This is a genomic window from Brucella sp. TWI432, from assembly GCF_039674445.1.
GTDB classification, from domain to species: Bacteria; Pseudomonadota; Alphaproteobacteria; order Rhizobiales; family Rhizobiaceae; genus Brucella; species Brucella chromiisoli.
This window is the reverse complement of sequence record NZ_JBDJNL010000010.1, coordinates 92,323-114,013: the sequence shown is the minus strand read 5'-3', so window position 1 is coordinate 114,013 and position 21,691 is coordinate 92,323. Positions and strand designations below refer to the sequence as shown.

Sequence of the window (21,691 nt, the reverse complement as noted above, 5' to 3'; positions counted from 1 at the left end):
TGAAACCGAACGATCTTGGGGGCAAGAATGGTTCAACGGATAGCAACGCGCGGGGAGATAATCATGTATATTGAACAGATGCTTGAAGAACTGATCATTATGGCCAAAAAAAATAATCAGCATATGCTGGCATATATGATGGATATGGCATTGCAGGAAGCGCGGGACGAGCGCCGCCTTTGCGAGAATGCTCAATAATTATCCGTTTATTTTTATTGAGGCATAAGCGCCACCTGATTGCCGGGATACCGTAATAGCCTCCCGGCAAGATCAAGTTCCAGCAGAATGAATTGTACATTGCCCGATTCCAGGCCCGTGTGTCTGACAAGCGTGTCAATATCGACAGGGACCGGTCCGAGCGCATTCATAAGAATGTCTCGCTCTTTATCCGTGGTTGCTGCCTGACGGTGCTCTGGTGGTTCCTCAAACTGTTTGAGAAGATCAGGTTGATCCGTCTTGTTGCGCATAGTTTCGCCGCCTGTCAGCGGAGCAAGGGCTTCAATGACATCATCGGCATGCGTTACCAGTGTCGCCCCTTGCTTCAAAAGCGCATTGGTGCCGCGTGCACGCGGATCAAGCGGTGAGCCGGGCACGGCAAAGACTGTGCGGCCCATTTCACCAGCCATACGGGCACTGATGAGCGAACCCGAACGCTCCGCTGCTTCAACCACGATGAGACCGAGTGAAAGGCCTGCAATAATGCGGTTACGGCGCGGGAAATCACGCGAGCGTGGTTCAGCCCCCATCGGCATTTCGGTGATCAGCGCGCCGCTATGTTCAGGAATGGCGCGATAAATCGGCAGGTTTTCGGGTGGATAGGGCTTATCAAGGCCGCCAGCCAGCACAGCCACCGTTCCGCTTTGCATGCTTGCCTTATGCGCTGCGGCATCAATGCCGCGTGCAAGGCCGGAGACAATAGCGAAACCTGCATCACCCAGATCACGTGCAATTTTTTCGGTAAAACGTGCGCCGACGACTGACGCATTGCGTGAGCCAACGATCGCTATGGGCGGTTTGCGAAACACATTGACATCACCCTTGATGATGACCAGCGGAGGAGGCGCTTCGCAGTTTTTCAATTGTTGCGGATAGTCGGGTTCGCCCATGCCAACAAGACGCGCGCCGATGCGCTCAATGGCTTCAAGCTCACGCTCGGCATCTTCGAGCGGTGTGACGCGTATAGTTCGCGAGCCGCCGCCACGAATGTTGAGGCTTGGCAGCCGTTCAATTGCATTGGCGGCTGATCCGCAAAACAAAATCAGATCACGGAACGTCACCGATCCGATATTGTCAGTGCGGATAAGACGCAGCCAGTTGAGCCGCTGCCGATCTGAGAGGCGAATTCCATTTTTCGAATTCGCGCTTTCTGTCATCCCTTTTTGCCGATCTTGCTCTCGGTGCCGCTTAAAAGCCGCGAGATGTTGGTGTGATGCTTGATAAAGATGATCAATGTCATGACGGCAAACAAGCCGGCAATTGCCGGATCACCACGCATATAAAGCACAATCGGAACAATAAGACTTGCCACCAGTGCTGACAGCGAAGAATAGCGGGTGAGAAGGGCGGTGATGATCCATGCCGCGATAAAAACCAGTGCGCTGGGCCATGCGAGACCGATCAGAATGCCGAGATAGGTTGCGACACCTTTGCCGCCCTTAAAACCAATCCACACCGGGAAAAGATGGCCGATGAAGGCACCAAAACCCGCGGCAATTGCAGCCGCTTCGCCAAACCGCCATGCGATCAGCACCGCAACGGTGCCTTTGAGCGCATCAAGAATGAGTGTTGCGGCTGCGAGCTTTTTGTTGCCGGTGCGCAAAACATTGGTTGCACCAATATTGCCGGACCCGATTGCACGCACATCGCCCAGACCCGCAAGCCGGGTCAGAACAAGCCCGAAAGGAATGGAGCCGAGAATGTAACCGAAAATCAGTGCCCCCAGCGACACCAGACTGAACAGACCTGTTTCGGTCATGAAGTTCCCCATATGCACTTTATTAAAACCAGTTGAGAAGAAAAGCCGCCTGAAATCAAGACGGCTGATCTGAAATTTTTAAACTGAATAAACTGTTTTGCCGCCGACTATAGTGCGGTTCACGCGTCCCTGGAAGCGGGCACCTTCAAAGCAGCTGTTCTTCGAGCGCGAATGCAGGTCTTCTTCGCGAACCACCCATGGTTCGTCAAGATCGACGATTGCAAGATCGGCTTTTGCGCCGGGCATCAATGTGCCGGCATTCAGCCCGAAAATACGTGCAGGAGCGGTTGAGAGCACTTCTACCAGACGCAGCAGCGGAATGCTGTCGTTGTGGTGCAGGCGAAGCGCCGCCGCCAGTAGTGTTTCCAGACCAATCGCGCCAGCTTCAGCATCGGCAAAAGGCAGGCGTTTGGTGTCAACGTCCTGCGGATCATGTGCCGAAACGACAATGTCGATTGTGCCATTTTTGACTGCTTCAACCATCGCCAGACGATCTTCTTCGCTGCGCAGAGGCGGTGACAGACGGAAGAAGGTGCGGAACTCACCAATGTCGTTTTCATTCAGCGACAGGTGATTGATTGAAACACCGGCTGTTACCTTGGTGCCAAGGTCTTTCGCACGACGGAGCGCATCCGCAGACATGGCGCAGGAGAGCTGGGCTGCGTGATATTTGCTGCGGGTGAGAGCGGCCAAACGCAGGTCACGCTCCAGCGGGATGACTTCTGCTTCGCGTGGGCTACCCGAAAGGCCGAGCCAGCTTGCAAAAAGGCCTTCATTCATCACGCCATTGGTGCCGAGATAGGGGTCACGGGTTTCGCAGGCAATCACCGCATCAAAATCGCGCGCATAGGTCAGAGCGCGGCGCATCAATTGGGTATTGATAAGCGTGTTGCGGCCTTCCGTGAAGGCAACCGCACCGGCATCACGCAGCAGGCCGATTTCCGTCATTTCCTCGCCATGCAAGCCTTTGGTGATGGCGGCTGCCGGATGCACATTGACGATCGCGGTATCGCGCGCCGTGCGCTTGACGAACTCGACCAGTGCTACATCATCGATCACCGGATCGGTATCCGGCATCATGATGATGGACGTCACACCACCCGCTGCGGCGGCACGGCTGGCAGAAGCAATCGTTTCGCGATGTTCAGCGCCCGGTTCGCCGATAAAGACGCGCGAATCGACCAGGCCGGGCAGGATTGCCATGCCGTTCAGATCGACGACCTCCGCACTTTCCGGTGCGCCCTGATTGCGGGCATCAGCACCACTTGCGGTGATCTTGCCATCTTGAATGAGCAAGCTGCCGTGTTCATCCAGCCCGCGCGATGGATCAACAATGCGGGCATTTTCAAAAAGGATCGCACTCATGCGCGTTCTCCTGCGGTTTCTGCGCGACGCGGATCAAGCAGAGCTTCCATCACTGCCATGCGCACCGCCACGCCCATTTCAACCTGTTGCTGGATCATGCTCTGCGGTCCATCTGCCACATCGGATGCAATCTCGACACCGCGGTTCATCGGACCGGGATGCATAACCAGAGCGTCAGGCTTGGCATATTTGAGCTTTTCATTATCGAGGCCATAAAAGTGGAAATATTCGCGCACCGAAGGCACGAATGAACCTGCCATACGTTCGCGTTGCAGACGCAACATCATCACGACATCGGCGTCTTTGAGACCCTCTTCCATCGTGTTGTAAACTTCAACACTCATGTCAGCGATGCCAGCAGGCAGCAGGGTTGACGGGGCAACAACGCGGACGCGTGCGCCAAGCGCATTGAGCAGCAGGATGTTTGAGCGCGCAACGCGCGAATGCAGTACGTCCCCGCAAATGGCAACGATAAGATTGCCAATGTCACCCTTGGCACGGCGGATTGTCAGCGCATCAAGCAGTGCCTGTGTCGGGTGCTCGTGCGCGCCATCGCCTGCATTGACCACAGCACAGCCGACTTTTTGCGCAAGAAGTGCGGCTGCACCCGCAGATGCATGGCGTATGACCAGAATATCCGGCTGCATGGCGTTCAGCGTCATGGCTGTGTCGATGAGCGTTTCGCCCTTCTTGACCGACGAATTGCCGACCGACATGTTCATCACGTCTGCGCCCAGCCGTTTTCCGGCGAGTTCGAACGATGATTGCGTTCGCGTCGATGCTTCAAAGAACAGGTTGATCTGGGTGCGACCACGCAGCACGGATTTTTTCTTCTCGGACTGTCGGGAAACAGCCACTTCCTGATCTGCAAGGTCAAGAAGACAATTAATATCCAGGGGCGATAGCCCCTTGATGCCAAGCAGATGGCGATGAGGAAAAATCGGAGAGGCCGGTTGTTGGGTCATGGCAAGTCATCCGTTTAGAACCGGCGTTTAGAACCGGCGTTTAGAGCCGCGAAAGCTGGACAGTAACCGCCCTTATAATGGCTTTGGCCGATTCACAAAGAAAAACCTGTGTTGTTTTGCGCAGAAATTGCATGTGTGTGCGAAAATGTTAGGAAATTGCAACGCAAGAAAGCATAGAATGTTAAATCAGCAGGCATTAAAATGCTTGCATTGAGATCATTGAATTGAACAAACCAAACGGATCAGCCTGTGAAAACGCATGAAGTTACCAACCAGACCCCGTTTATGACGGGCACGAATGCATATCTGGGCGATCCGCTTCTCATGCAGATTGCAGCACGTTTCCCAAAAGAACTGCATTCCGATCTGGAGAGCAACGGTCGTTTTGTCATGTCGGCAGAAGCGCAGGATCTTGCGCGTCTTGCCAATACGGAACTGCCAAAGCTGCGCAGTCATGACCGTCAGGGGCGTCGCATTGATCTGGTGGAATATCATCCGGCCTATCATGCGCTGATGCGCCGTTCGATTGCGCAGGGCCTGCATTGCTCGATATGGGAGGCCAATCCTGCCGAAGCCGGACGCCGCCATCAGGCGCGCGCTGCCCGTTTCTTTCTGACTGCTCAGCTCGAAGCAGGCCATCTCTGCCCGCTGACCATGACCAATGCGTCGCTCGCTGCCGCCATGGCTTCGCCTGATCTTTACAAGCAATGGTCGCCGCAGATTCTGTCGCGCAAATATGATTCCTCGCAAAAGCCTGCATTCAACAAGCAGGGTATCACGCTTGGCATGGGCATGACCGAAAAGCAGGGCGGTACCGATGTTCGCGCCAACACGACCCGCGCCGAACGCAATGAGGATGGCACTTATACATTGAGCGGACATAAGTGGTTTATGTCCGCCCCCATGTCCGATGCATTTTTGGTGCTTGCGCAGGCGGAGGAGGGGCTTTCCTGCTTCCTGCTGCCGCGATTGACCAATGAGGCGGCTGGCAACGGCTTTTTCTTCCAGCGTCTCAAAGACAAGCTCGGCAATAAATCCAATGCTTCGGCAGAAGTCGAATTTGATGGCGCTATCGGTCATCTGGTCGGTAATCCCGGCGAAGGCGTTAAAACCATTATGGATATGGTGACGTTGACGCGGCTGGATTGTGCGGTTGCCTCTGCCGGTCTGATGCGTTCGGGGTTGGCGGAGGCTATTCACCATGCCCGCCATCGCATTGTTTTCGATAAACCTCTGATCGAACAGCCACTGATGAGCCGGGTTCTTGCTGATATGGCGCTGGATGTTGCAGGTGCGACAGCACTTTCCATGCGCCTTGCGCGCGCATTCGATATGGCTGCAACGGACCGTGCGGAAGCGGCTTTTGCACGCTGCATGACACCGGTTGTTAAATATTGGGTCTGCAAGATTGCCCCGTCACTGCTTTACGAAGCGATGGAGTGCCTCGGCGGCAATGGCTATATTGAGGATGGCAATCTTGCGCGCGCCTATCGCGAGGCCCCAGTCAACGCAATATGGGAAGGCTCGGGCAATGTCATGGCGCTAGATGTGGCGCGCGTTCTGTCGCGTGCCCCATCTTTATTTGATGAAGTGCTGGACTGGATTAGCGAAAAGCTTGGCGTGCGCGGGCAGGGCACCATTGATGTGCTTCAGGCTGCTTTGCAATTGACCGAATCCGATCAGGGTGTTGCGCGTCTTCTGACAGAGCAGCTTGCCTATGCCGCAGCTGCAGCCGAACTGCGAAATCTCGGGGCTGATGATATTGCAGACGCCTTTATTGAAACCCGTCTGGGCGGACAATGGCGCTCAACCTATGGCATGCTGGATGCGCGCCACGATGCCAATCGGATCCTTGATCAGCTTTATCCGGCGTCGTGATCGTCATCATCATAAGGCGATGAGCGAAGCAGGTGCAGACGATCAAGCGCGCCTTGCAGAATGAAGGAAGCCGCGGCCGAATCGATGCGTTCGGCCCGTTTCCCGCGAGAGACATCCATACCGATTAACACGCGTTCAGCGGCGACCGTCGACAGGCGTTCGTCCCAGAATACGAAGGGCAGATCGGTCAGCGGCTGCATGGTGCGCACAAAGGCGCGGGTTGCCTGAACGCGGGGCCCGGCTGAGCCATCCATATTCATCGGCAGGCCAATAATAATGACGCCGACTTTGTCTGCTTCGAGCGCTTTTAACAGCACCTGTGCATCGATTGTGAACTTGGTGCGTTTTATAACGGGGCGGGGATGGGAGAATGACAAGCCAAGATCGGAAACAGCAAGGCCAATCGTTTTGGTGCCAAGATCAAGCCCGGCAATTGTCTGGCCGGGTTGCAGAATTTCCAAAATGTCTTCGATCTCAACGACGGCCATAGGTCCTCATAGTATTTTGATCAGGCTTCATATTGCCTGATGGAATTGAGCCGTAATATCTGTTTTGAAACTGAAAATCGAGCCGCAAGGAGAAACACAATGAAAATCACCTGGTTGGGCCACGCTGCCTTTCGCGTTGAGACAGATAAGGCGGTCATTCTGATCGACCCGTTCATTCATGGAAACCCTGGCGCTAAAGGCATTGATTTCAAAGAAGCGACCAAGGGCGTCACGCATATCGCGCTCACCCATGGTCATGGCGATCATATTGGTGACACTGTTGAGATTGCCAAAGAAACCGGTGCGACTGTGATTGCGAACCCCGAAATTACCGGCTGGCTTGGCCGCCAGGGTTTGGAAAAATTCAGCATGGGTAATACAGGGGGAACCATTGTTCGCGAGGGGTTCAGCGTAACGTTTGTGAATGCGCTGCATTCTTCCGCCATGATGACTGAAGATGGCATCACGCAATCAATGGGTAATCCGAACGGTCTGGTATTCCATTTTGAGGATGCGCCGACACTCTACCATATGGGTGACACGGATATTTTCTCCGATATGGCGCTGATCAATGAACTGCACCAGCCAGAAATCGGCATTGTGCCTATCGGAGATCGTTTTACGATGGGTGGTGCTGTGGCAGCGCTTGCGTGCCAGCGCTATTTCAATTTTAAAACCGTTCTGCCATGCCATTACGCCTCGTTCCCATTCATTGAAAAGACCGCAGACAAGTTTGTTGCGGCAATGTCTGACTATAAGGAAACGAAGGTGCTTGTCGCTGACGCCGGCACTGTCCACACGTTCTAACTGCGGATGGAAGCGCAAGAAATGTTGCGCTTCCCAACCTGCACCGCTATAGCCGGTAAAAGAACCTTTTCAGGGTGGCGGTTCGCTGCCCTAAATTATAAATTTGCGGAGAACAGGATGTCCGTCGATATTTCCACCGTCAAGCGCGTTGCGAATCTTGCGCGCATCGCCGTCAATGAAGACGAAGCCGAGCGCATGACCGGTGAACTCAATGCAATTCTGGGCTTTGTCGAGCAATTGAATGAAGTCGATATTGAGGGCGTTGAACCGATGACTTCAGTGACGCCGATGAAAATGCGTCTGCGTGAAGATGCCGTGACGGACGGCAATATCGCCAATGCCATTGTTGCCAACGCGCCTGTGACCGAAGACAATTTCTTCGTGGTGCCAAAGGTCGTGGAGTAAGTCGATGGCTGTTCGGGTTTCCGTCGAGACCCCATTGCAGGATGATGTGCGTGATCTTGTTAGAGCATTGAACGCGCATATGCTGCCGCTTTCGCCTCTCGAGTTCCAGTTCAAGATGACTGTTGAACAGATGGCGGAGCCGGATACGACGGTTTTCGTCGCGCGGGATGAAGATGGCAAGGCCGTCGGCTGTGGTGCGCTGAAGATGCACGATAACGGTGTGGGGGAACTCAAACGCATGTTCACCCGCCCGGAAGTTCGGGGCAAGCGTATCGGTTCGCATCTTGTCGCTGCAATTGTCGAGCTGGCAAGAGCCAAGGGTGTTTCGCGGCTGGTGCTTGAAACGGGTACCGGCCCCGGCTTTGATCCGGCCTGGCGGCTTTATGAAAATTCGGGTTTTGCGCGTTGCGGAGTGGTTCTGGATTATCCTGACTCCGAATACAGCGCCTTTTTTGAAAAGCGCCTTGCTGAGGCGTGACTTTACAGGATTTGATGATGAGCGAACTGACCGCACTGACCATTGCAGAAGCGCGCGACAAGTTGAAGGCTAAAGCCTTCACCGCGACGGAACTGACTGAAGCCTATATTGCGGCTATTGATTCCGCCAATGACAAGCTCAATGCCTATGTCGCTTTGACGCCTGAAAAGGCGCGCGAAATGGCAAAAGCGTCGGATGCACGCATTGCCGAAGGCAAGGCAGGTGCTCTCGAAGGCATTCCGCTTGGTGTGAAAGACCTGTTCGCGACCAAAGGCGTGCACACGCAGGCCTGCTCGCATATTCTTGATGGTTTCAAGCCGGAATACGAATCGACCGTCACCGCCAATCTCTGGGCTGATGGCGCGGTTATGCTGGGCAAGCTCAATATGGACGAATTTGCCATGGGCTCGTCCAATGAAAGCTCCTATTATGGCCCTGTGAAAAACCCTTGGCGCGCAAACGGCTCAGATGTCGATCTGGTGCCGGGTGGCTCTTCGGGTGGTTCAGCGGCGGCTGTTGCTGCACATCTTTGTGCAGGCGCTACGGCGACCGATACCGGCGGTTCGATCCGCCAGCCAGCAGCCTTCACAGGCACAGTGGGTATCAAGCCGACTTATGGCCGTGTTTCGCGTTGGGGTGTCGTTGCTTATGCATCGTCGCTTGATCAGGCTGGTCCGATTGCTCGCGATGTACGTGATGCTGCGATCCTGCTGAAATCCATGGCATCGCTTGATCTCAAAGATACGACATCCGTTGATCTGCCTGTGCCGGATTATGAAGCAGCGATCGGCAAATCGCTGAAAGGTCTCAAAATCGGTATTCCAAAAGAATATCGTATGGATGGCATGCCAGAAGAAATCGAAAAGCTTTGGCAGCAGGGCGTTCAGTATCTCAAGGATGCTGGTGCGGAAATCGTCGATGTTTCGCTGCCGCACACCAAGTATGCGCTTGCTGCCTATTATATTGTGGCACCTGCAGAGGCTTCGTCTAACCTCGCACGTTATGATGGTGTGCGTTACGGCCTGCGCGTACCTGGCAAGGATATTGCCGACATGTACGAACAAAGCCGTGCCGCTGGTTTTGGCAAGGAAGTAAAGCGCCGCATTCTGACTGGTACCTATGTTCTGTCAGCTGGCTATTACGATGCTTATTATCTGCGCGCGCAGAAGGTTCGCACGCTGATCAAGAAAGACTTTGAAAATGTCTTTGCAAGCGGCGTTCATGCAATCCTGACGCCGGTTACGCCTTCTGCTGCATTCAGCATTGGCGATAAGGAACTCGCAAACGATCCGGTCAAGATGTATCTCAACGACATCTTCACTATCACGCTCAACATGGCTGGTCTGCCGGGCATCGCAGTCCCTGCGGGTCTCAACGATCAGGGCCTGCCGCTTGGGCTTCAGCTGATTGGCCGTCCGTTTGAGGAAGAAACATTGTTCCAGGCAGCAAGTGCAATCGAGCAGGCTGCGGGACGCTTTACGCCAAAGAAGTGGTGGTAAAATCTGAAACTCTTATTCGCCGTGCCCGGCTTCGATCCGAAAATCGGGATCGATTTTCAAGAGGATCGAAGCCAGAATATAAAAAATTAGAGCGACCTTTGTGCGTCCAAGTGGACGCACAGCGCTCTATGCCCGGCGAATTTGTTTTGATGGCTGAAATTGCGGTGCGCGCATGGCAAACCGCAGCGCGTGAGATTGTTCTGACGGATGAAAGACGGTCAGAACTTCAGGCCAAATTCCTTCGCGATTTGCGCGAAAATACCGATGGTGTTCTGTTGGCGGAGCGAAGCGGCGAGATTTGCGGCTGGGGCGCTCGCGTCCCGAAAACAAACTATGTTTCTGATCTTTGGATTGCCCCTGCCTTTCACGGTCAGGGAGTGGGCGGCGCCCTGCTTGACGCATTGATGGCACAGATTGTTCTTGATGGTTTTGTGGAAGCCGAAATTGGCACCCATGCCGATAATTTTCCAGCAATCGGGCTTTATGAAAAAGCAGGGTTCAGGATCTATCACCGCAGCGAAGAATGGTCGGAGTGCTTTGGCCGAACGGTTGAAAAAGTCCGTATGCGGATCGTCTTGTAAAGTTTCATTGTCATTTGGGCATATGCGCCTATCCTCTGTAAGGAATCATTTTTCAGCAGGAGGGGCTTATGTGGATTATGCTTACGGATGTCAGTGGCGAGCGTGTTGCCGTCAACTTCAATCACGTCCTGTCTTACAATGCATATGGCACCGGAACGCGTATTGTGACGCTGAGCACTGATCTGACATTCTTCGTTAAAGAGTCGATCGATGATATTCAAACCAAGCTCGGCATCGATGTGAAAAGCTGAAACATATAGAAAAAACGTCAGCGTGCATAACACGCTGACGTTTATCTTTTGTGATCTGGCAGGCGAAAAGCTTAAATATCAAGCTCTTCCACAAATGCAGCGCGATCCTGAATGAAGCGGAAGCGGGCTTCCGGCTTTGTACCCATCAGATCATCAACAGTGCTGCGCGTTTCATCAACGTAATCTTCATCGACATGAACGCGCAGAAGCGTGCGCTTCTTTGGGTCCATGGTCGTTTCTTTCAGCTGATCGGCACGCATTTCGCCAAGACCTTTGAAACGGCCGATTTCGATTTTACCGCGCCCGGTGAACATCGTGCGAAGCAGTTCATCCTTGTGCGCATCGTCGCGCGCATAGGCCACTTTGCCGCCTTGGCTCAAACGATAAAGTGGCGGGACTGCCAGATAAAGATGGCCGTTGCGGATGAGGTCCGGCATTTCCTGATAGAAGAACGTGATGAGCAGCGATGCGATATGCGCGCCGTCAACGTCAGCATCAGTCATGACGATCACGCGATCATAGCGCAGATCATCTTCGCGATAATTTTTGCGCGTACCTGCTCCCAGTGCCTGTACGAGGTCGGCAATCTGCTGGTTGGCTGTCAGTTTTTCACGGCCAGCACTCGCAACATTGAGAATTTTGCCACGCAGTGGCAGGATCGCCTGATTGGAACGATTGCGTGCCTGCTTGGCGGAGCCGCCGGCCGAGTCACCTTCGACGATGAAAAGTTCTGCACCTGCTGCCGCATTCTGCGTACAGTCTGCAAGCTTGCCCGGAAGGCGCAGCTTTCGTGTCGCACTCTTGCGGACGGTTTCCTTTTCCTGACGGCGACGCAGGCGTTCTTCGGCGCGATCGACAACCCAGTCGAGCAAGCGCGAAGCTTCCTGCGGTGAAGCCGCCAGCCAGTGGTCAAACGGGTCGCGGATAACATTTTCGACAATGCGTTGCGCTTCAACCGTCGCAAGCTTGTCTTTGGTTTGGCCAACAAATTCCGGTTCGCGAATAAAAACTGACATCATGGCAGCAGCCGATGTCATCACGTCATCGGTTGTGATGATTGAGGCGCGCTTGTTGTTAGTCAGTTCTGCATAGGCCTTAAGGCCGCGCGTCAATGCAATGCGAAGGCCTGCTTCATGCGTGCCGCCATCGCCGGTTGGGATCGTATTACAGTAGGAATTGACAAAACCATCGCCGCCATACCAGGACACAGCCCATTCAACGGCGCCATGCCCGCCCTGCTTTTCGGTGCGGCCCGAGAAAATCTCGCGCGTCACCTGATGCTCTTTACCCAGTGAGGCTGCGAGATAATCTTTCAGGCCGCCGGGAAAGTGGAAAACAGCCTTTTCGGGTGTTTCTTTTTTTGGATCAAGAAGAGATGGGTCGCAGTTCCAGCGGATTTCAACACCGCCAAACAGATAGGCTTTCGAGCGCGCCATGCGGTAAAGCCGATGCGGATCGAAATGTGCAGCCTTTCCGAAAATATCCGGGTCGGGATGAAAGCGGACGCGCGTGCCACGACGATTATGCACTTCGCCGACATCTTCAAGGCCGCCTTGTGGAATGCCGCGCGAGAAGCGCTGGCGATAAAGACGGCGATTGCGGGCGACTTCAACTTCCAGAACATCGGAAAGCGCATTAACCACTGAGACACCGACACCATGCAGACCGCCGGAGGTTTCATAGGCCTTGCCGTCAAACTTGCCGCCTGCGTGCAGCTTGGTCATGATCACTTCAAGCGTCGATTTTCCCGGCACCTGTGGATGCTCGTCCACTGGAATGCCGCGTCCATTATCGCTCACAGTCAGGAAGCCTTCGGCATCAAGACTGACTTCGATGAAATTGGCATGGCCTGCAACGGCTTCGTCCATCGAGTTATCGATGACTTCTGCGAAGAGGTGATGCAGGGCTTTTTCGTCGGTGCCGCCAATATACATGCCGGGGCGCAGACGAACCGGCTCAAGGCCTTCGAGAACGCGAATGGAGGAGGCGTTGTAATCATCGCCGCCTGATGAAACAGGTGGAGCTTTGGTTGCAGCAGGTGCTGGCTTCGGTGCAGATGATGGCGTCGCCGTTGGCGCAACAGGCGTCGATGCAGGCGCCTTTTGGGGCTGCTGCTCCATCTGCCGTTCACGGGCATTGTTGACTACTCTGGAAAAGAGATCGTTGCTGTCGTCCATCTTTGTCCGAAAAGCTTTCTGTCTGAAACCGAAAGAACCGTCCCCACTGAACGGCACGAAATAAGTTGTCTGCGAATCACAATGATAATGCCATGAGAATACCCGCAATGCGAACAAAGTTCGCTTTACGTTCCGCTTTTGCCCGGAGTTATCAAATGATTTTGCTCGCAGCGCAACAGATTTGCACCAGAAACGTGGCGAAAGTCAAACCGGGCGCTTTTCGTAATCGAATTAGGATGGAAACGGGCATGGCATTCGCGTAAGCGCAATGGAGTTGAGAAAATTGCGAGTAGCGAGATGCAGGGCAGGGCGGCAGGCGGCTTAGAAGCGCATGTAAAGGGCATGGCGATCATGGTGCTCTCGGTATTGCTGTTGCCGCTTATGGATGCCATCGGCAAATGGCTTGCGATGATGGATAACATGCCGCCGGCGACCGTCACCTTCATGCGCTTTTTCATTCAATCCTGGCTAATGTTCCTGATCCTTGTTGTGATGGGCGGGATCGCAGCGCTGCGGACCACGCATCTTGTCGGCAATCTTGTGCGCGGCGCACTGATGGGCTTTGGCGGAACGTGTTTCTTCACTGCCGTCAAATATATGCCTCTGGCGGATGCCATGGCGGTGTTTTTTGCCGAGCCGTTGATCCTGACGCTGCTTTCAGCGGTATTTCTCAAGGAGAAAGTCGGCTGGCGTCGTTTCAGCGCTGTTGGTATCGGCCTGATCGGGACGATGATCGTTATTCAGCCAAGCTTCGAGATTTTCGGCGCAGTATCCTTGTTGCCTCTCGCAACGGCTGTAACTTTTGCGATCTATCTGATCCTGAACCGGAAATATGGTGCGAAAGAAGGCCCGGTCGTGATGCAGTTTTACGCCGGTATCGGTGGATCGCTGATTGCGGGGCTGTTTATGGTTTTCGGCACGGCTATGGGCGTGCAAGACTTAGGTTTTTCGTTGCCGCATAGTCTACAGCCCTGGCTGCTTCTGCTTTTGCTGGGTACAATCGGCACTGTCAGTCACCTTCTGGTGGTGCAGGCATTCAAGCTTGCACCAGCATCCATGCTCGCGCCGTTCCAGTATCTGGAGATCGTCAATGCGGTTCTGGTCGGTTTGATTGTCTTCGGCGACTTCCCAACACCGTCCAAATGGTTCGGAATCGCGATCATCGTGGGATCAGGCTTCTATGTCTTCATGCGCGAGCGGCGCGTGAAGAGCGTCTGATTATTTGGTCTGACGAGGGCCAAAGACGCTTTCGAAAGCTTTGCCCAATGCCACATCGACATCGCCCATCGTCACCGGTAGCCCCAGATCGACGAGGCTCGTCACGCCGTAATCAGCAATCCCGCACGGTACGATGCCGCCGAAATGTTCGAGTTCCGGCTCGACATTGATGGCAATGCCGTGGAAGCTCACCCAGCGGCGCAGGCGGATGCCGATTGCGGCAATTTTGTCTTCGCACATGCCACCAGTGGCAAGCAGGGGCTTTTCCGGGCGAACAACCCAGACGCCAACGCGATCTGCGCGCCGTTCGCCTTTGATATTGAATTGTGCAAGTGTTTCGACGATCCATTGCTCTAGCGCCGTCACAAATGCGCGCACATCTTCGCGGCGACGCTTCAGATCGAGCATGACATAGGCCACCCGTTGGCCGGGACCGTGATAAGTATATTCGCCACCGCGCCCGGTGTTGAACACTGGAAAGCGATCCGGTGTCAGCAGGTCCTCGGAATTTGCGCTGGTGCCTGCGGTATAGAGTGAAGGGTGTTCAACAAGCCAAATCAGCTCATTTGCTGTCCCTTCGCGAATGGCTGCGACACGCGCTTCCATAAAGGCGAGCGCTTCTTCGTAATCCGTTAAACCGTCAGTGATCAGCCAATCGACAGGCTGATCGTTTGACGATATGGGCAGAAAATGCGTTGGGCGGTATCCGTCGCCGGATTTTTCGGGAAGGGGGGATGCAGAGCTTTCTTTCATGATTGCAGCATATGACGTTTTTGTAGGTATACTGCCAGATGTCAAAATGCCTCTGCCTCAACAGCCTGTTGCAATCAAAACGTCTTATGCAGATCTACACAAAAAGGTTTGCGCAGATTTCTCGCGGTTCCTTGTCAGGCCTTTGGGCCGCTATATATTTATCCCTACTATTCAGCGCAGGTTCATCAACCATCAATCATGATGTTTGCAGTTGAAGTGGAGAAGAATATGATTAATTCACTGAAAAAAATGATGGTCGGCTTGATTGGCGCAACATTTTTAGTGGGGGCGATTGCTCCTGTTTCCGCATCGCCGGTCCTGCCCACTGCACAAATCGCCAGTAGCGATAACATTGCCAATGTTCGGGATGATCGCTGGCGGCGCCACGGTAACGGCAACTGGAATGGCCACCGCCCCGGTCCACGTCCGGGCTGGAATGGTCACCGTCCTGGCCCACGTCCCGGCTGGAATGACAATCATCGCCCGCGTCCGGGTTATTGGAACGGCCATCGTGGCTATAACCATTATCGTAACGGCTACCGCCGTCACAATGATGGCTGGTGGTATCCGCTGGCAGCGTTCGGCGCTGGTGCAATCATTGGCGGCGCAATTGCGAACCAGCCGGCACCTCAGCCGGTATATCGTTACAGCAACAACCATGTTCAGTGGTGCTATAATCGCTATAAGTCCTATCGCGCTTCGGACAACACGTTCCAGCCATATAATGGGCCTCGCCAGCAATGCTATTCGCCTTACCGATGATAGCAATTTGAATTTTCAGAATGACAGCCGCCTCGCAAGGGCGGCTGTTTTTATATGCAATATTTTCAGCAAAAGTGCAGAGCACGCTGACGCATAACCTACCCGGCAATCGGTTTCGGCACTGGATTGCGCTCTGGGCCTGCAAACACGCCGTCCGATCTTATGAGGCATTTTTTGAAAAGATACGCCCCAAAACCAATGCAGGAATAAACATCAGCAGAAGGAGTTCTTTAAGTGGTTGATTTTCTTGAATTTATTGGTGAGCGCGCAGGGATTCGAACCCTGGACCTACTGATTAAAAGTGGCAACCGCGCAAACAATCATGAACTCAATGAACACCACCTAATAAACCAAAATATTGATAAATAAGTAAATTATTGTTCGATACCGTCCGAAGGCGTATCAACGAGTTTTGACATTTCCGTACCCATACGGTACCCATTTGAAAATCAGCAGATTTTCATCAGTAGGTTCAATATGGCTGAGGTACGTCTCAGCGCAAGTTTTGTTAAAGGCATAAAGGTCGTTGATCGGACGGACTATCACGACACTCTCGTGCATGGCTTGTCGTTGCGTGTCGCCCCGACTGGCACCAAAACGTGGAACCTACTTTACACCCGCGAAAGTGATCGCACGAAGCAGCGTGTTAAGATCGGGCGCTACCCTGCCATTGATCTAGAGGAAGCCCGATCCAAGGCGCTTAAAGCGATGAGCGGTATTTCCGAGGGAAAGGACCCAGCAGGACATAAACGCGCCAGACGGGACGCTATGACGGTTCGTGAACTGGGGGGGCTTTATATCGAGAAGTATGCACAGCGTAATAAGAAGACTTGGAAGCAGGATGAGCAACTGCTGGTGACTGAAGTTTATCCAGAGATCGGGCGCATGAAGGCGGAAGCCGTGAAGAAGCGTGACGTGCTGGATATTATCGAAGCAAAGGCCGATGCTGGCAAAGGCGCTCAATCAAATAACCTTCTGGCGGTCATCCGCAAAATGTTCAACTGGGCTGTTGACGGTGACTATCTAAGTGCCTCGCCTGCTTCTGGCATTAAACCGCGAGCAAGGGCCGTCAGGCGCGATAGAGTGCTTTCAAAGGATGAGATCAAGGCAATAATCGAAGCCCTGCCCGATGCCGCTCTAAGCTCTAATACCGTAAACGTTATCCGGCTGCTGTTTTTGACTGGGCAGCGATCCGGTGAGGTTTGCGGGATCATGCGCAGCGAGATCGACTTGGACGGTATGAAATGGACTATTCCAAGCCACCGCACAAAGAACGGTTTATCTCATCTCGTGCCGTTATCAGAGCCGGCCATAACCATTCTGTCAGACGCAATCGACGCCACAGACCCGGATGCTGACGATGCACCGCTATTCAGTCGGGTAGACAACCCGATAGAGAGCAACGCTATTGCTCAAGCAGTACGGCTGAAATTGCAGATGAATAAGGAGCGCTGGACGCCTCACGATATTCGCCGCACGGTTGCAACGGGCATGGCTGACTTAGGCGTGATGCCCCATATCATTGAAGCCTGTTTAAATCATATTAGCGGATTTAGGTCGGGAGTAGCCGGGGTTTATAACCGAGCCACTTATGAGCCAGAAAAACGGGCCGCAATGGTACAATGGGTAAACACTCTGCCAAAGAACATAATATGAACATACGTGAACATAAATAGCACAGAAAAACGTAAATAACTGGGGACGTTCATTAAAAACATCCTCGGACAGTTAGCTGTGGTGTTCAACCTTTGGTATAATCGAGGTCAATGATTTACTTGCCTCGGACGGAGAACCTATGTCTAAATCTGTAAGTGCATTCAAAAAGTTAATCAGCATCCGGGAAGTCTGCTCACTCACATCACTCTCACGCACAACACTATGGATGAGCGTTAAAAGGGGTGCTTTTCCAAAGCCTATCTCGCTCACACCCGAAGGCACCCGCAAAGCTTTTGTAGCCGATGAAGTTCAGTCTTGGATCGAAGGCCGTATCTCATTACGCGATCAGAAGGATGCAGTATGAGTGTAGACGAGAAGTCTGATCATGAAACACAGCGCACCTTCACTGGTTGGAAACTAGACCTGTGTCGCGCCGTCCGTGCTGATCATAAAGTAGGACCTGCCCCAGCATCATGCTTTGCTGCTCTGATGGATCATGTAAACAGCGAAACGCTCAAAGCATGGCCTTCTGAGGCGGCATTAGCAATAAACTTAGGTGTGTCCACAAAGACGGTTAGAAAGTATCTTGCCGTTTTGATCGATGCCAAGTGGATCAAAGTTGAAGGTCGCTCGAACCGTGGCACGATTATTTACCTCGTCCAAGGCTACCGAATGAATGCAGTGCTCGATCAAGTAGCCATTCAAATCGAACGCCATCGAGACGCGGAAAGAGAGCGTCAATCAAAACGCCGCGTACAAAAAAGGACAGTTGTCACGGAACATGGGTTCCAACCCACGGAAACGCCGTCACGGAACATGGGTTCTGAGTTGTCACGGAACATGGGTTCCAACGAACACCTTCATAGAACACCTTCATCTAAGATTAGCTATGAGGAAGGGAATACTTATAGGAGTTCTTCAAATGGTTGGTGATCAGCTTGATTTATTGAACTGGAAAGCCCCGGCAGTCATTCACGCGTTTCCGTTATCGGCACGGCACAGCAAGGTTAGGGCGGTTGCTGAAAATCTATCACGCAAACACTGCAAAGCTGCGGATACATATTGGCGGCAGACTGTAAACACGTTGGGCGGTCAGTTGGTACGTGCTGGCGTGGCGAGGTCCGAGGTCGAGGATCACATTCGATTGTTCTTCGATGCCGTCCAATCTGAATTGAACCGTATGGCCTATGAAGGCACGTGCAAAAACGAAGGCGGCGCAGCATGACCATTCAGCCAAGCTCGTCTCTGGAACAAACAGTGGACATCGACCATGCCGCGAAGCTGACTACGGACACACGACAGGCAAACTGGCGTCGAGCAAATCCGAAAAAGTACGCGGCGCATATCGCAGTTCAGAAAGCTTTGGGCAGCAAGCAGATTGAAAAGCAGGCTTGCGAAGTCTGTGGCAATCCAAACGTGGACGCTCACCACGACGATTATTCGCAGCCTTCGGCCGTGCGTTGGCTTTGCCGACAGCACCACACCCGGCTTCACTCAGGCGGTGAAGATATGTTTTCAGGAGGTTTGGAATGACCCCGACCAATCCCCGCGTTGTTGAAGCCGCTCAATGGCTGGCGACGACACCCGATCATGAAAAGCCGCATCCGGTTATGGAAGGACTGCGCCAGCGGTTCGGCCTGACTGTTCTCGAAGCCAGCCAAGCAGCGACAGAAGCAAGGCTAATTCGAGCGAGGTCGGTTTGAAGGGACGTGCCCGGAATAGCCGGGTTAAGACACCAGCCGAGCGGAAGCGTGATCGACGTGCGCGGCGTCGACGTGGTGAGGTGGTCTTTCCGATTGCTCTGCCTGAAGAAGCCGTCAGGGATATTCTGATTGAAACAGGACGGCTGAAAGAATGGGATGATGATGATCGGCAACGGTTAACTGAAGCCCTTGGAGAGTTGTTTCGCGATTACGTCACGCGTGACGGGTAGCAAAAATCAACAGTGCTAAAGTGTCATTCAATGGCAACCAAGGCACAAATGATGAGCAGAACGAAAGAAGAACTCAAGGGCGCGACGGACTTCAGCCGCGCTCTCCAGCTTCCGAAGAAAAGCCACAAGCTGGTTGAAGCAACCGAAGCTTACGAGGCGGCCCGGAACGCCAGAGCAACCGCTACACGCGAGCTTTCCGATATGCGGTTGAGCCGCAGCAATGCCGAAGCCGGTGTCACGGTTCGGTCAGTTCCGAGCCAGATCCAGATCGATGATGCAGCCGACAATCTGGATGAACTCGTCAATCAGGATACCGAGACAAGCGGCACATTCCAAAGCCTCCATCGCGAATACGTTCAGACGGCCAATCAGCAACTCCAGCCCGTATATCAGGCATATGCAGGTGCGGTCCTCGAAGCTGTGGAGACGCTGGATACCCTTCTGAAGGCTGGCGAAGATTTCCACCGCGAAGCTCTGCGGGCCGGTCTCTCGCCCGACCATCCAGCAATCAACGGCAGCAAGGCAACACGCGGCCTTATCGACAACTCTCTGAAACTTGCCCGGAGCTGGTGCCGATGATCATCAGCATGTTCTCAGACGATGGCATCAGCCTGGAGCCGACCGAGACCGTGAAGCATCGCAATCTGAAGCTTGCCGAGCGTCACCGCGCCAAGGGCGATTATGTCCGTCATATCGAGATCGCCATCAAGGGACCGATTGACGAACTGATGTTCTGCGACACGGTTGAGAAGCTTGCATCTGTTCCAGCTGCTCATTCCATCGACCTTATTATCGACTGCCCCGGTGGCGAGTGCTTTCCAGCGATGTTGCTACACAAGCAGCTTCGCGACCATCCCGCCGAACGCAAGACCGCTCATATCGTCGGTAGCTGCGAAAGCGGCGGCCTATTGATCGCACTGGCCGCAGATCGGCGTATCGCCAGCCGGAAAGCGTCTTTCCTCATTCATCAGACACGATGCGGGGAATACTCGGTCACATCTTGGAAGGCTGAGGATTTCCAGCGTCAGGCAGATCAGTTCCGGGCGATTGACGCCGATCTGATCACCATCATCGCACAGCGCACCGCCATAGACGTTTCTACGATCCGAGCCATCGCAGCCGACGAGAAACCTTCATCAATCGAGTGGTGCCTTGAGAACGGGATCATTCACCAAATCGCGGAGGATCGGACATGAGCCTGCGAGACGTAATCAAGAACGCATCACCGGAGCTTTTGAAATCTGCAACAAATCGTGGCGAGTTCTATGAGGCCTTGGCCAAAGTGATGGACGTGTTCGATGCGATCAAGAAACGGCTGGATGCACTGGAAGAAGGTGGCATCAAATACCGTGGCGTTCACCAACGCGCACAGGGCTATCGCAAAGGCGATGTTGCCACGTTCAAGGGCGATAGCTGGATAGCACTCAGATCAATCAATGAAACTGAAGAACCCGGCAAGTGTGACGGCTGGCAGTTGATGGCTAAGGCCGGAAAGGACGCGTGATGACCAATGAAAAGCGCGGTGGATCGGTTGGCCTGATTACTAAGGAGCCGCCTGTGAGCAATATCTTCGACTGGATCGACAAAACAATCTCAGACATGCTTTTGCGTGAAGAGATGCTTCTTGAGGAAAAGGGGGCAACAGAAGAAGAGATTGTTGCTCACCGAAAAATCCGCAAGGACGAGTTGAACACATGGGCTAAAGGCGTTCTGTCAGAGCTTGAAGTGGCTAGGCAAGAGAGCAGCCACGATGCGCAGCCAGCCGCAAATGACAATGCCAACGTGTTCAGCAAGCCTATCAGTGATCTATACGGCCCAGATGCTCAACAGCACCTTATCGACATTGGCGCTGAGTTCGGCATCCGCGCACAGTATGAAGTTGAAGTGTTCCTACGGTCCCTCGCTCATGTGACCGCACTCATTGGCCGATACCCGACCAAAGAAGAGCAGAAGGCAATCTTCGATGTGGTGAAGCGCAATACAGCGGGGCGCTTCTGATGGCTAAGATCAAGACAATACGACCATTGATTAGAACGATGAAGCCGCTGCTTGGACCTACACCGGGTAGCCAGCGCAGCCGTGACCAGCATCGCGTAAAGCAAGAGCCGTGGCGTCGGTGGTATCGCATAGCCAGATGGCAGAAGCTACGCATGAAGATATTCGTGCGCGACCTGTTCACCTGTCAGATGTGCAAACGGATTGAGCCGGACACATCGCAGCTTGTGTGTGACCACATCGAAGTACATGGCGGCAATGAACGTATGTTCTGGGATGAGGACAATCTGCAATGCCTCTGCAAGACCTGCCATGACGGGACGAAGCAGCGCCAAGACAATCAGGCGAGGCTCTATCGATGATGGGGGGGGGGAGGTTTTGATCCTAAAACGGCTTCGAGCGCGTACCCACGACCTCCACATTCACATATTTTTTTTGGTGAGGTGAAATTTGTTAAGTCCTGACCAAAAGAAAAACAAAGAGGAATACCCCGTAGACCACTGCA

Annotated in this window: 30 protein-coding genes; 23 read left to right on the top strand and 7 right to left on the bottom strand. The window is 53.5% G+C overall.

What is annotated here, in order from left to right; genetic code table 11:
- The first annotated feature begins 63 nt into the window (after positions 1–63).
- Positions 64–198, top strand: a complete 135-nt coding sequence (locus ABE527_RS14825) for a hypothetical protein (protein ID WP_265986634.1) — start codon at positions 64–66, stop codon at positions 196–198.
- Positions 199–212: 14 nt separating this feature from the next.
- Here ABE527_RS14825 and dprA read toward each other — a convergent pair whose 3' ends face one another.
- The 4 genes from dprA to ABE527_RS14805 all read right to left on the bottom strand — a co-directional run bounded on the left by dprA (position 213) and on the right by ABE527_RS14805 (position 4,305).
- On the bottom strand, positions 213–1,373 hold the full coding sequence (gene dprA / locus ABE527_RS14820) for a DNA-processing protein DprA (protein WP_499697378.1): 1,161 nt from the start codon (positions 1,371–1,373) through the stop codon (positions 213–215).
- Positions 1,370–1,975, bottom strand: coding sequence for a glycerol-3-phosphate 1-O-acyltransferase PlsY (gene plsY, locus ABE527_RS14815; protein ID WP_499694888.1), 606 nt, complete (start codon positions 1,973–1,975; stop codon positions 1,370–1,372). The genes dprA and plsY overlap by 4 nt, the downstream gene beginning before the upstream one ends.
- A gap of 78 nt (positions 1,976–2,053) precedes the next feature.
- A complete protein-coding gene (locus tag ABE527_RS14810; protein ID WP_499697377.1) occupies positions 2,054–3,340 on the bottom strand; it encodes a dihydroorotase in 1,287 nt (428 codons plus the stop codon).
- A complete protein-coding gene (locus ABE527_RS14805) occupies positions 3,337–4,305 on the bottom strand; it encodes an aspartate carbamoyltransferase catalytic subunit (protein ID WP_265986630.1) in 969 nt (322 codons plus the stop codon). Before ABE527_RS14805 ends, ABE527_RS14810 begins: the two co-directional genes overlap by 4 nt.
- Positions 4,306–4,554: 249 nt before the next feature.
- On the opposite strand from ABE527_RS14805, the gene ABE527_RS14800 reads away from it, so the two are divergent.
- Positions 4,555–6,183: an acyl-CoA dehydrogenase family protein gene (locus ABE527_RS14800; protein WP_499697376.1), complete on the top strand. Its 1,629-nt coding sequence runs from the start codon at positions 4,555–4,557 to the stop codon at positions 6,181–6,183.
- Here the strand turns inward: ABE527_RS14800 and ruvX are convergent.
- The gene (gene ruvX, locus ABE527_RS14795) at positions 6,168–6,671 is read right to left on the bottom strand and encodes a Holliday junction resolvase RuvX (RefSeq protein ID WP_265986628.1); all 504 of its coding nucleotides are present in this window, start codon (positions 6,669–6,671) and stop codon (positions 6,168–6,170) included. The two genes, ABE527_RS14800 and ruvX, sit on opposite strands and share 16 nt — an antisense overlap.
- A 99-nt stretch (positions 6,672–6,770) precedes the next feature.
- Between ruvX and ABE527_RS14790 the strand changes: the two genes are divergently transcribed.
- From ABE527_RS14790 to ABE527_RS14765, 6 genes are all read left to right on the top strand, one after another.
- A complete protein-coding gene (locus ABE527_RS14790) occupies positions 6,771–7,478 on the top strand; it encodes a metal-dependent hydrolase (protein ID WP_265986627.1) in 708 nt (235 codons plus the stop codon).
- Between the two features lie 117 nt (positions 7,479–7,595).
- On the top strand, positions 7,596–7,883 hold the full coding sequence (gatC, locus tag ABE527_RS14785) for an Asp-tRNA(Asn)/Glu-tRNA(Gln) amidotransferase subunit GatC (RefSeq protein ID WP_265986626.1): 288 nt from the start codon (positions 7,596–7,598) through the stop codon (positions 7,881–7,883).
- A 4-nt stretch (positions 7,884–7,887) separates the two neighbouring features.
- The gene (locus ABE527_RS14780) at positions 7,888–8,361 is read left to right on the top strand and encodes a GNAT family N-acetyltransferase (protein WP_265986625.1); all 474 of its coding nucleotides are present in this window, start codon (positions 7,888–7,890) and stop codon (positions 8,359–8,361) included.
- A 17-nt stretch (positions 8,362–8,378) separates the two neighbouring features.
- Positions 8,379–9,860 carry an Asp-tRNA(Asn)/Glu-tRNA(Gln) amidotransferase subunit GatA gene (gene gatA, locus ABE527_RS14775; protein WP_499697375.1) on the top strand — a complete coding sequence of 494 codons (1,482 nt, stop codon included), beginning with the start codon at positions 8,379–8,381 and terminating at the stop codon, positions 9,858–9,860.
- Between the two features lie 149 nt (positions 9,861–10,009).
- Entirely contained in the window at positions 10,010–10,441 is a 432-nt protein-coding gene (locus ABE527_RS14770; RefSeq protein ID WP_499697374.1) for a GNAT family N-acetyltransferase, read from the top strand.
- Between the two features lie 68 nt (positions 10,442–10,509).
- The gene (locus tag ABE527_RS14765; protein ID WP_265986622.1) at positions 10,510–10,692 is read left to right on the top strand and encodes a hypothetical protein; all 183 of its coding nucleotides are present in this window, start codon (positions 10,510–10,512) and stop codon (positions 10,690–10,692) included.
- A gap of 71 nt (positions 10,693–10,763) precedes the next feature.
- On the opposite strand, the gene parE is transcribed toward ABE527_RS14765, so the two are convergent.
- Positions 10,764–12,869, bottom strand: coding sequence for a DNA topoisomerase IV subunit B (gene parE / locus ABE527_RS14760; RefSeq protein WP_499694894.1), 2,106 nt, complete (start codon positions 12,867–12,869; stop codon positions 10,764–10,766).
- A gap of 297 nt (positions 12,870–13,166) precedes the next feature.
- Here parE and ABE527_RS14755 point away from each other — a divergent pair, with 297 nt between their 5' ends.
- Positions 13,167–14,087: a DMT family transporter gene (locus ABE527_RS14755; protein ID WP_265986620.1), complete on the top strand. Its 921-nt coding sequence runs from the start codon at positions 13,167–13,169 to the stop codon at positions 14,085–14,087.
- Here ABE527_RS14755 and lipB read toward each other — a convergent pair whose 3' ends face one another.
- A complete protein-coding gene (gene lipB / locus ABE527_RS14750; RefSeq protein WP_265986619.1) occupies positions 14,088–14,840 on the bottom strand; it encodes a lipoyl(octanoyl) transferase LipB in 753 nt (250 codons plus the stop codon).
- 228 nt (positions 14,841–15,068) lie between these two features.
- Here lipB and ABE527_RS14745 point away from each other — a divergent pair, with 228 nt between their 5' ends.
- The 14 genes from ABE527_RS14745 (at position 15,069) to ABE527_RS14680 (ending at position 21,548) form a co-directional block, all read left to right on the top strand.
- Positions 15,069–15,602, top strand: a complete 534-nt coding sequence (locus ABE527_RS14745; protein ID WP_499694896.1) for a BA14K family protein — start codon at positions 15,069–15,071, stop codon at positions 15,600–15,602.
- 234 nt (positions 15,603–15,836) lie between these two features.
- Positions 15,837–15,971, top strand: a complete 135-nt coding sequence (locus tag ABE527_RS14740) for a hypothetical protein (protein ID WP_499697373.1) — start codon at positions 15,837–15,839, stop codon at positions 15,969–15,971.
- 108 nt (positions 15,972–16,079) lie between these two features.
- On the top strand, positions 16,080–17,258 hold the full coding sequence (locus ABE527_RS14735) for a tyrosine-type recombinase/integrase (RefSeq protein ID WP_499697372.1): 1,179 nt from the start codon (positions 16,080–16,082) through the stop codon (positions 17,256–17,258).
- A gap of 139 nt (positions 17,259–17,397) precedes the next feature.
- Positions 17,398–17,622, top strand: a complete 225-nt coding sequence (locus tag ABE527_RS14730; protein ID WP_499697371.1) for a helix-turn-helix transcriptional regulator — start codon at positions 17,398–17,400, stop codon at positions 17,620–17,622.
- Entirely contained in the window at positions 17,619–18,191 is a 573-nt protein-coding gene (locus tag ABE527_RS14725; RefSeq protein ID WP_499697370.1) for a hypothetical protein, read from the top strand. Before ABE527_RS14730 ends, ABE527_RS14725 begins: the two co-directional genes overlap by 4 nt.
- Positions 18,181–18,483, top strand: coding sequence for a DUF6074 family protein (locus tag ABE527_RS14720; RefSeq protein ID WP_499697369.1), 303 nt, complete (start codon positions 18,181–18,183; stop codon positions 18,481–18,483). The genes ABE527_RS14725 and ABE527_RS14720 overlap by 11 nt, the downstream gene beginning before the upstream one ends.
- Positions 18,480–18,791 carry a hypothetical protein gene (locus tag ABE527_RS14715; protein WP_499697368.1) on the top strand — a complete coding sequence of 104 codons (312 nt, stop codon included), beginning with the start codon at positions 18,480–18,482 and terminating at the stop codon, positions 18,789–18,791. Before ABE527_RS14720 ends, ABE527_RS14715 begins: the two co-directional genes overlap by 4 nt.
- Entirely contained in the window at positions 18,788–18,961 is a 174-nt protein-coding gene (locus tag ABE527_RS14710) for a hypothetical protein (RefSeq protein WP_499697367.1), read from the top strand. The genes ABE527_RS14715 and ABE527_RS14710 overlap by 4 nt, the downstream gene beginning before the upstream one ends.
- Positions 18,958–19,191 (top strand): hypothetical protein, encoded by a 234-nt coding sequence (locus ABE527_RS14705; RefSeq protein WP_499697366.1) that lies wholly within the window; start codon positions 18,958–18,960, stop codon positions 19,189–19,191. Before ABE527_RS14710 ends, ABE527_RS14705 begins: the two co-directional genes overlap by 4 nt.
- A gap of 51 nt (positions 19,192–19,242) precedes the next feature.
- Positions 19,243–19,770 (top strand): hypothetical protein, encoded by a 528-nt coding sequence (locus ABE527_RS14700; RefSeq protein WP_499697365.1) that lies wholly within the window; start codon positions 19,243–19,245, stop codon positions 19,768–19,770.
- Entirely contained in the window at positions 19,767–20,387 is a 621-nt protein-coding gene (locus ABE527_RS14695) for an ATP-dependent Clp protease proteolytic subunit (protein WP_499697364.1), read from the top strand. Before ABE527_RS14700 ends, ABE527_RS14695 begins: the two co-directional genes overlap by 4 nt.
- Complete coding sequence (locus tag ABE527_RS14690) at positions 20,384–20,695, top strand: hypothetical protein (RefSeq protein WP_499697363.1); 312 nt, start codon at positions 20,384–20,386, stop codon at positions 20,693–20,695. The genes ABE527_RS14695 and ABE527_RS14690 overlap by 4 nt, the downstream gene beginning before the upstream one ends.
- Positions 20,695–21,189 (top strand): hypothetical protein, encoded by a 495-nt coding sequence (locus tag ABE527_RS14685; protein ID WP_499697362.1) that lies wholly within the window; start codon positions 20,695–20,697, stop codon positions 21,187–21,189. The genes ABE527_RS14690 and ABE527_RS14685 overlap by 1 nt, the downstream gene beginning before the upstream one ends.
- The gene (locus ABE527_RS14680; RefSeq protein ID WP_499697361.1) at positions 21,189–21,548 is read left to right on the top strand and encodes an HNH endonuclease; all 360 of its coding nucleotides are present in this window, start codon (positions 21,189–21,191) and stop codon (positions 21,546–21,548) included. Before ABE527_RS14685 ends, ABE527_RS14680 begins: the two co-directional genes overlap by 1 nt.
- Positions 21,549–21,691: the final 143 nt, after the last annotated feature.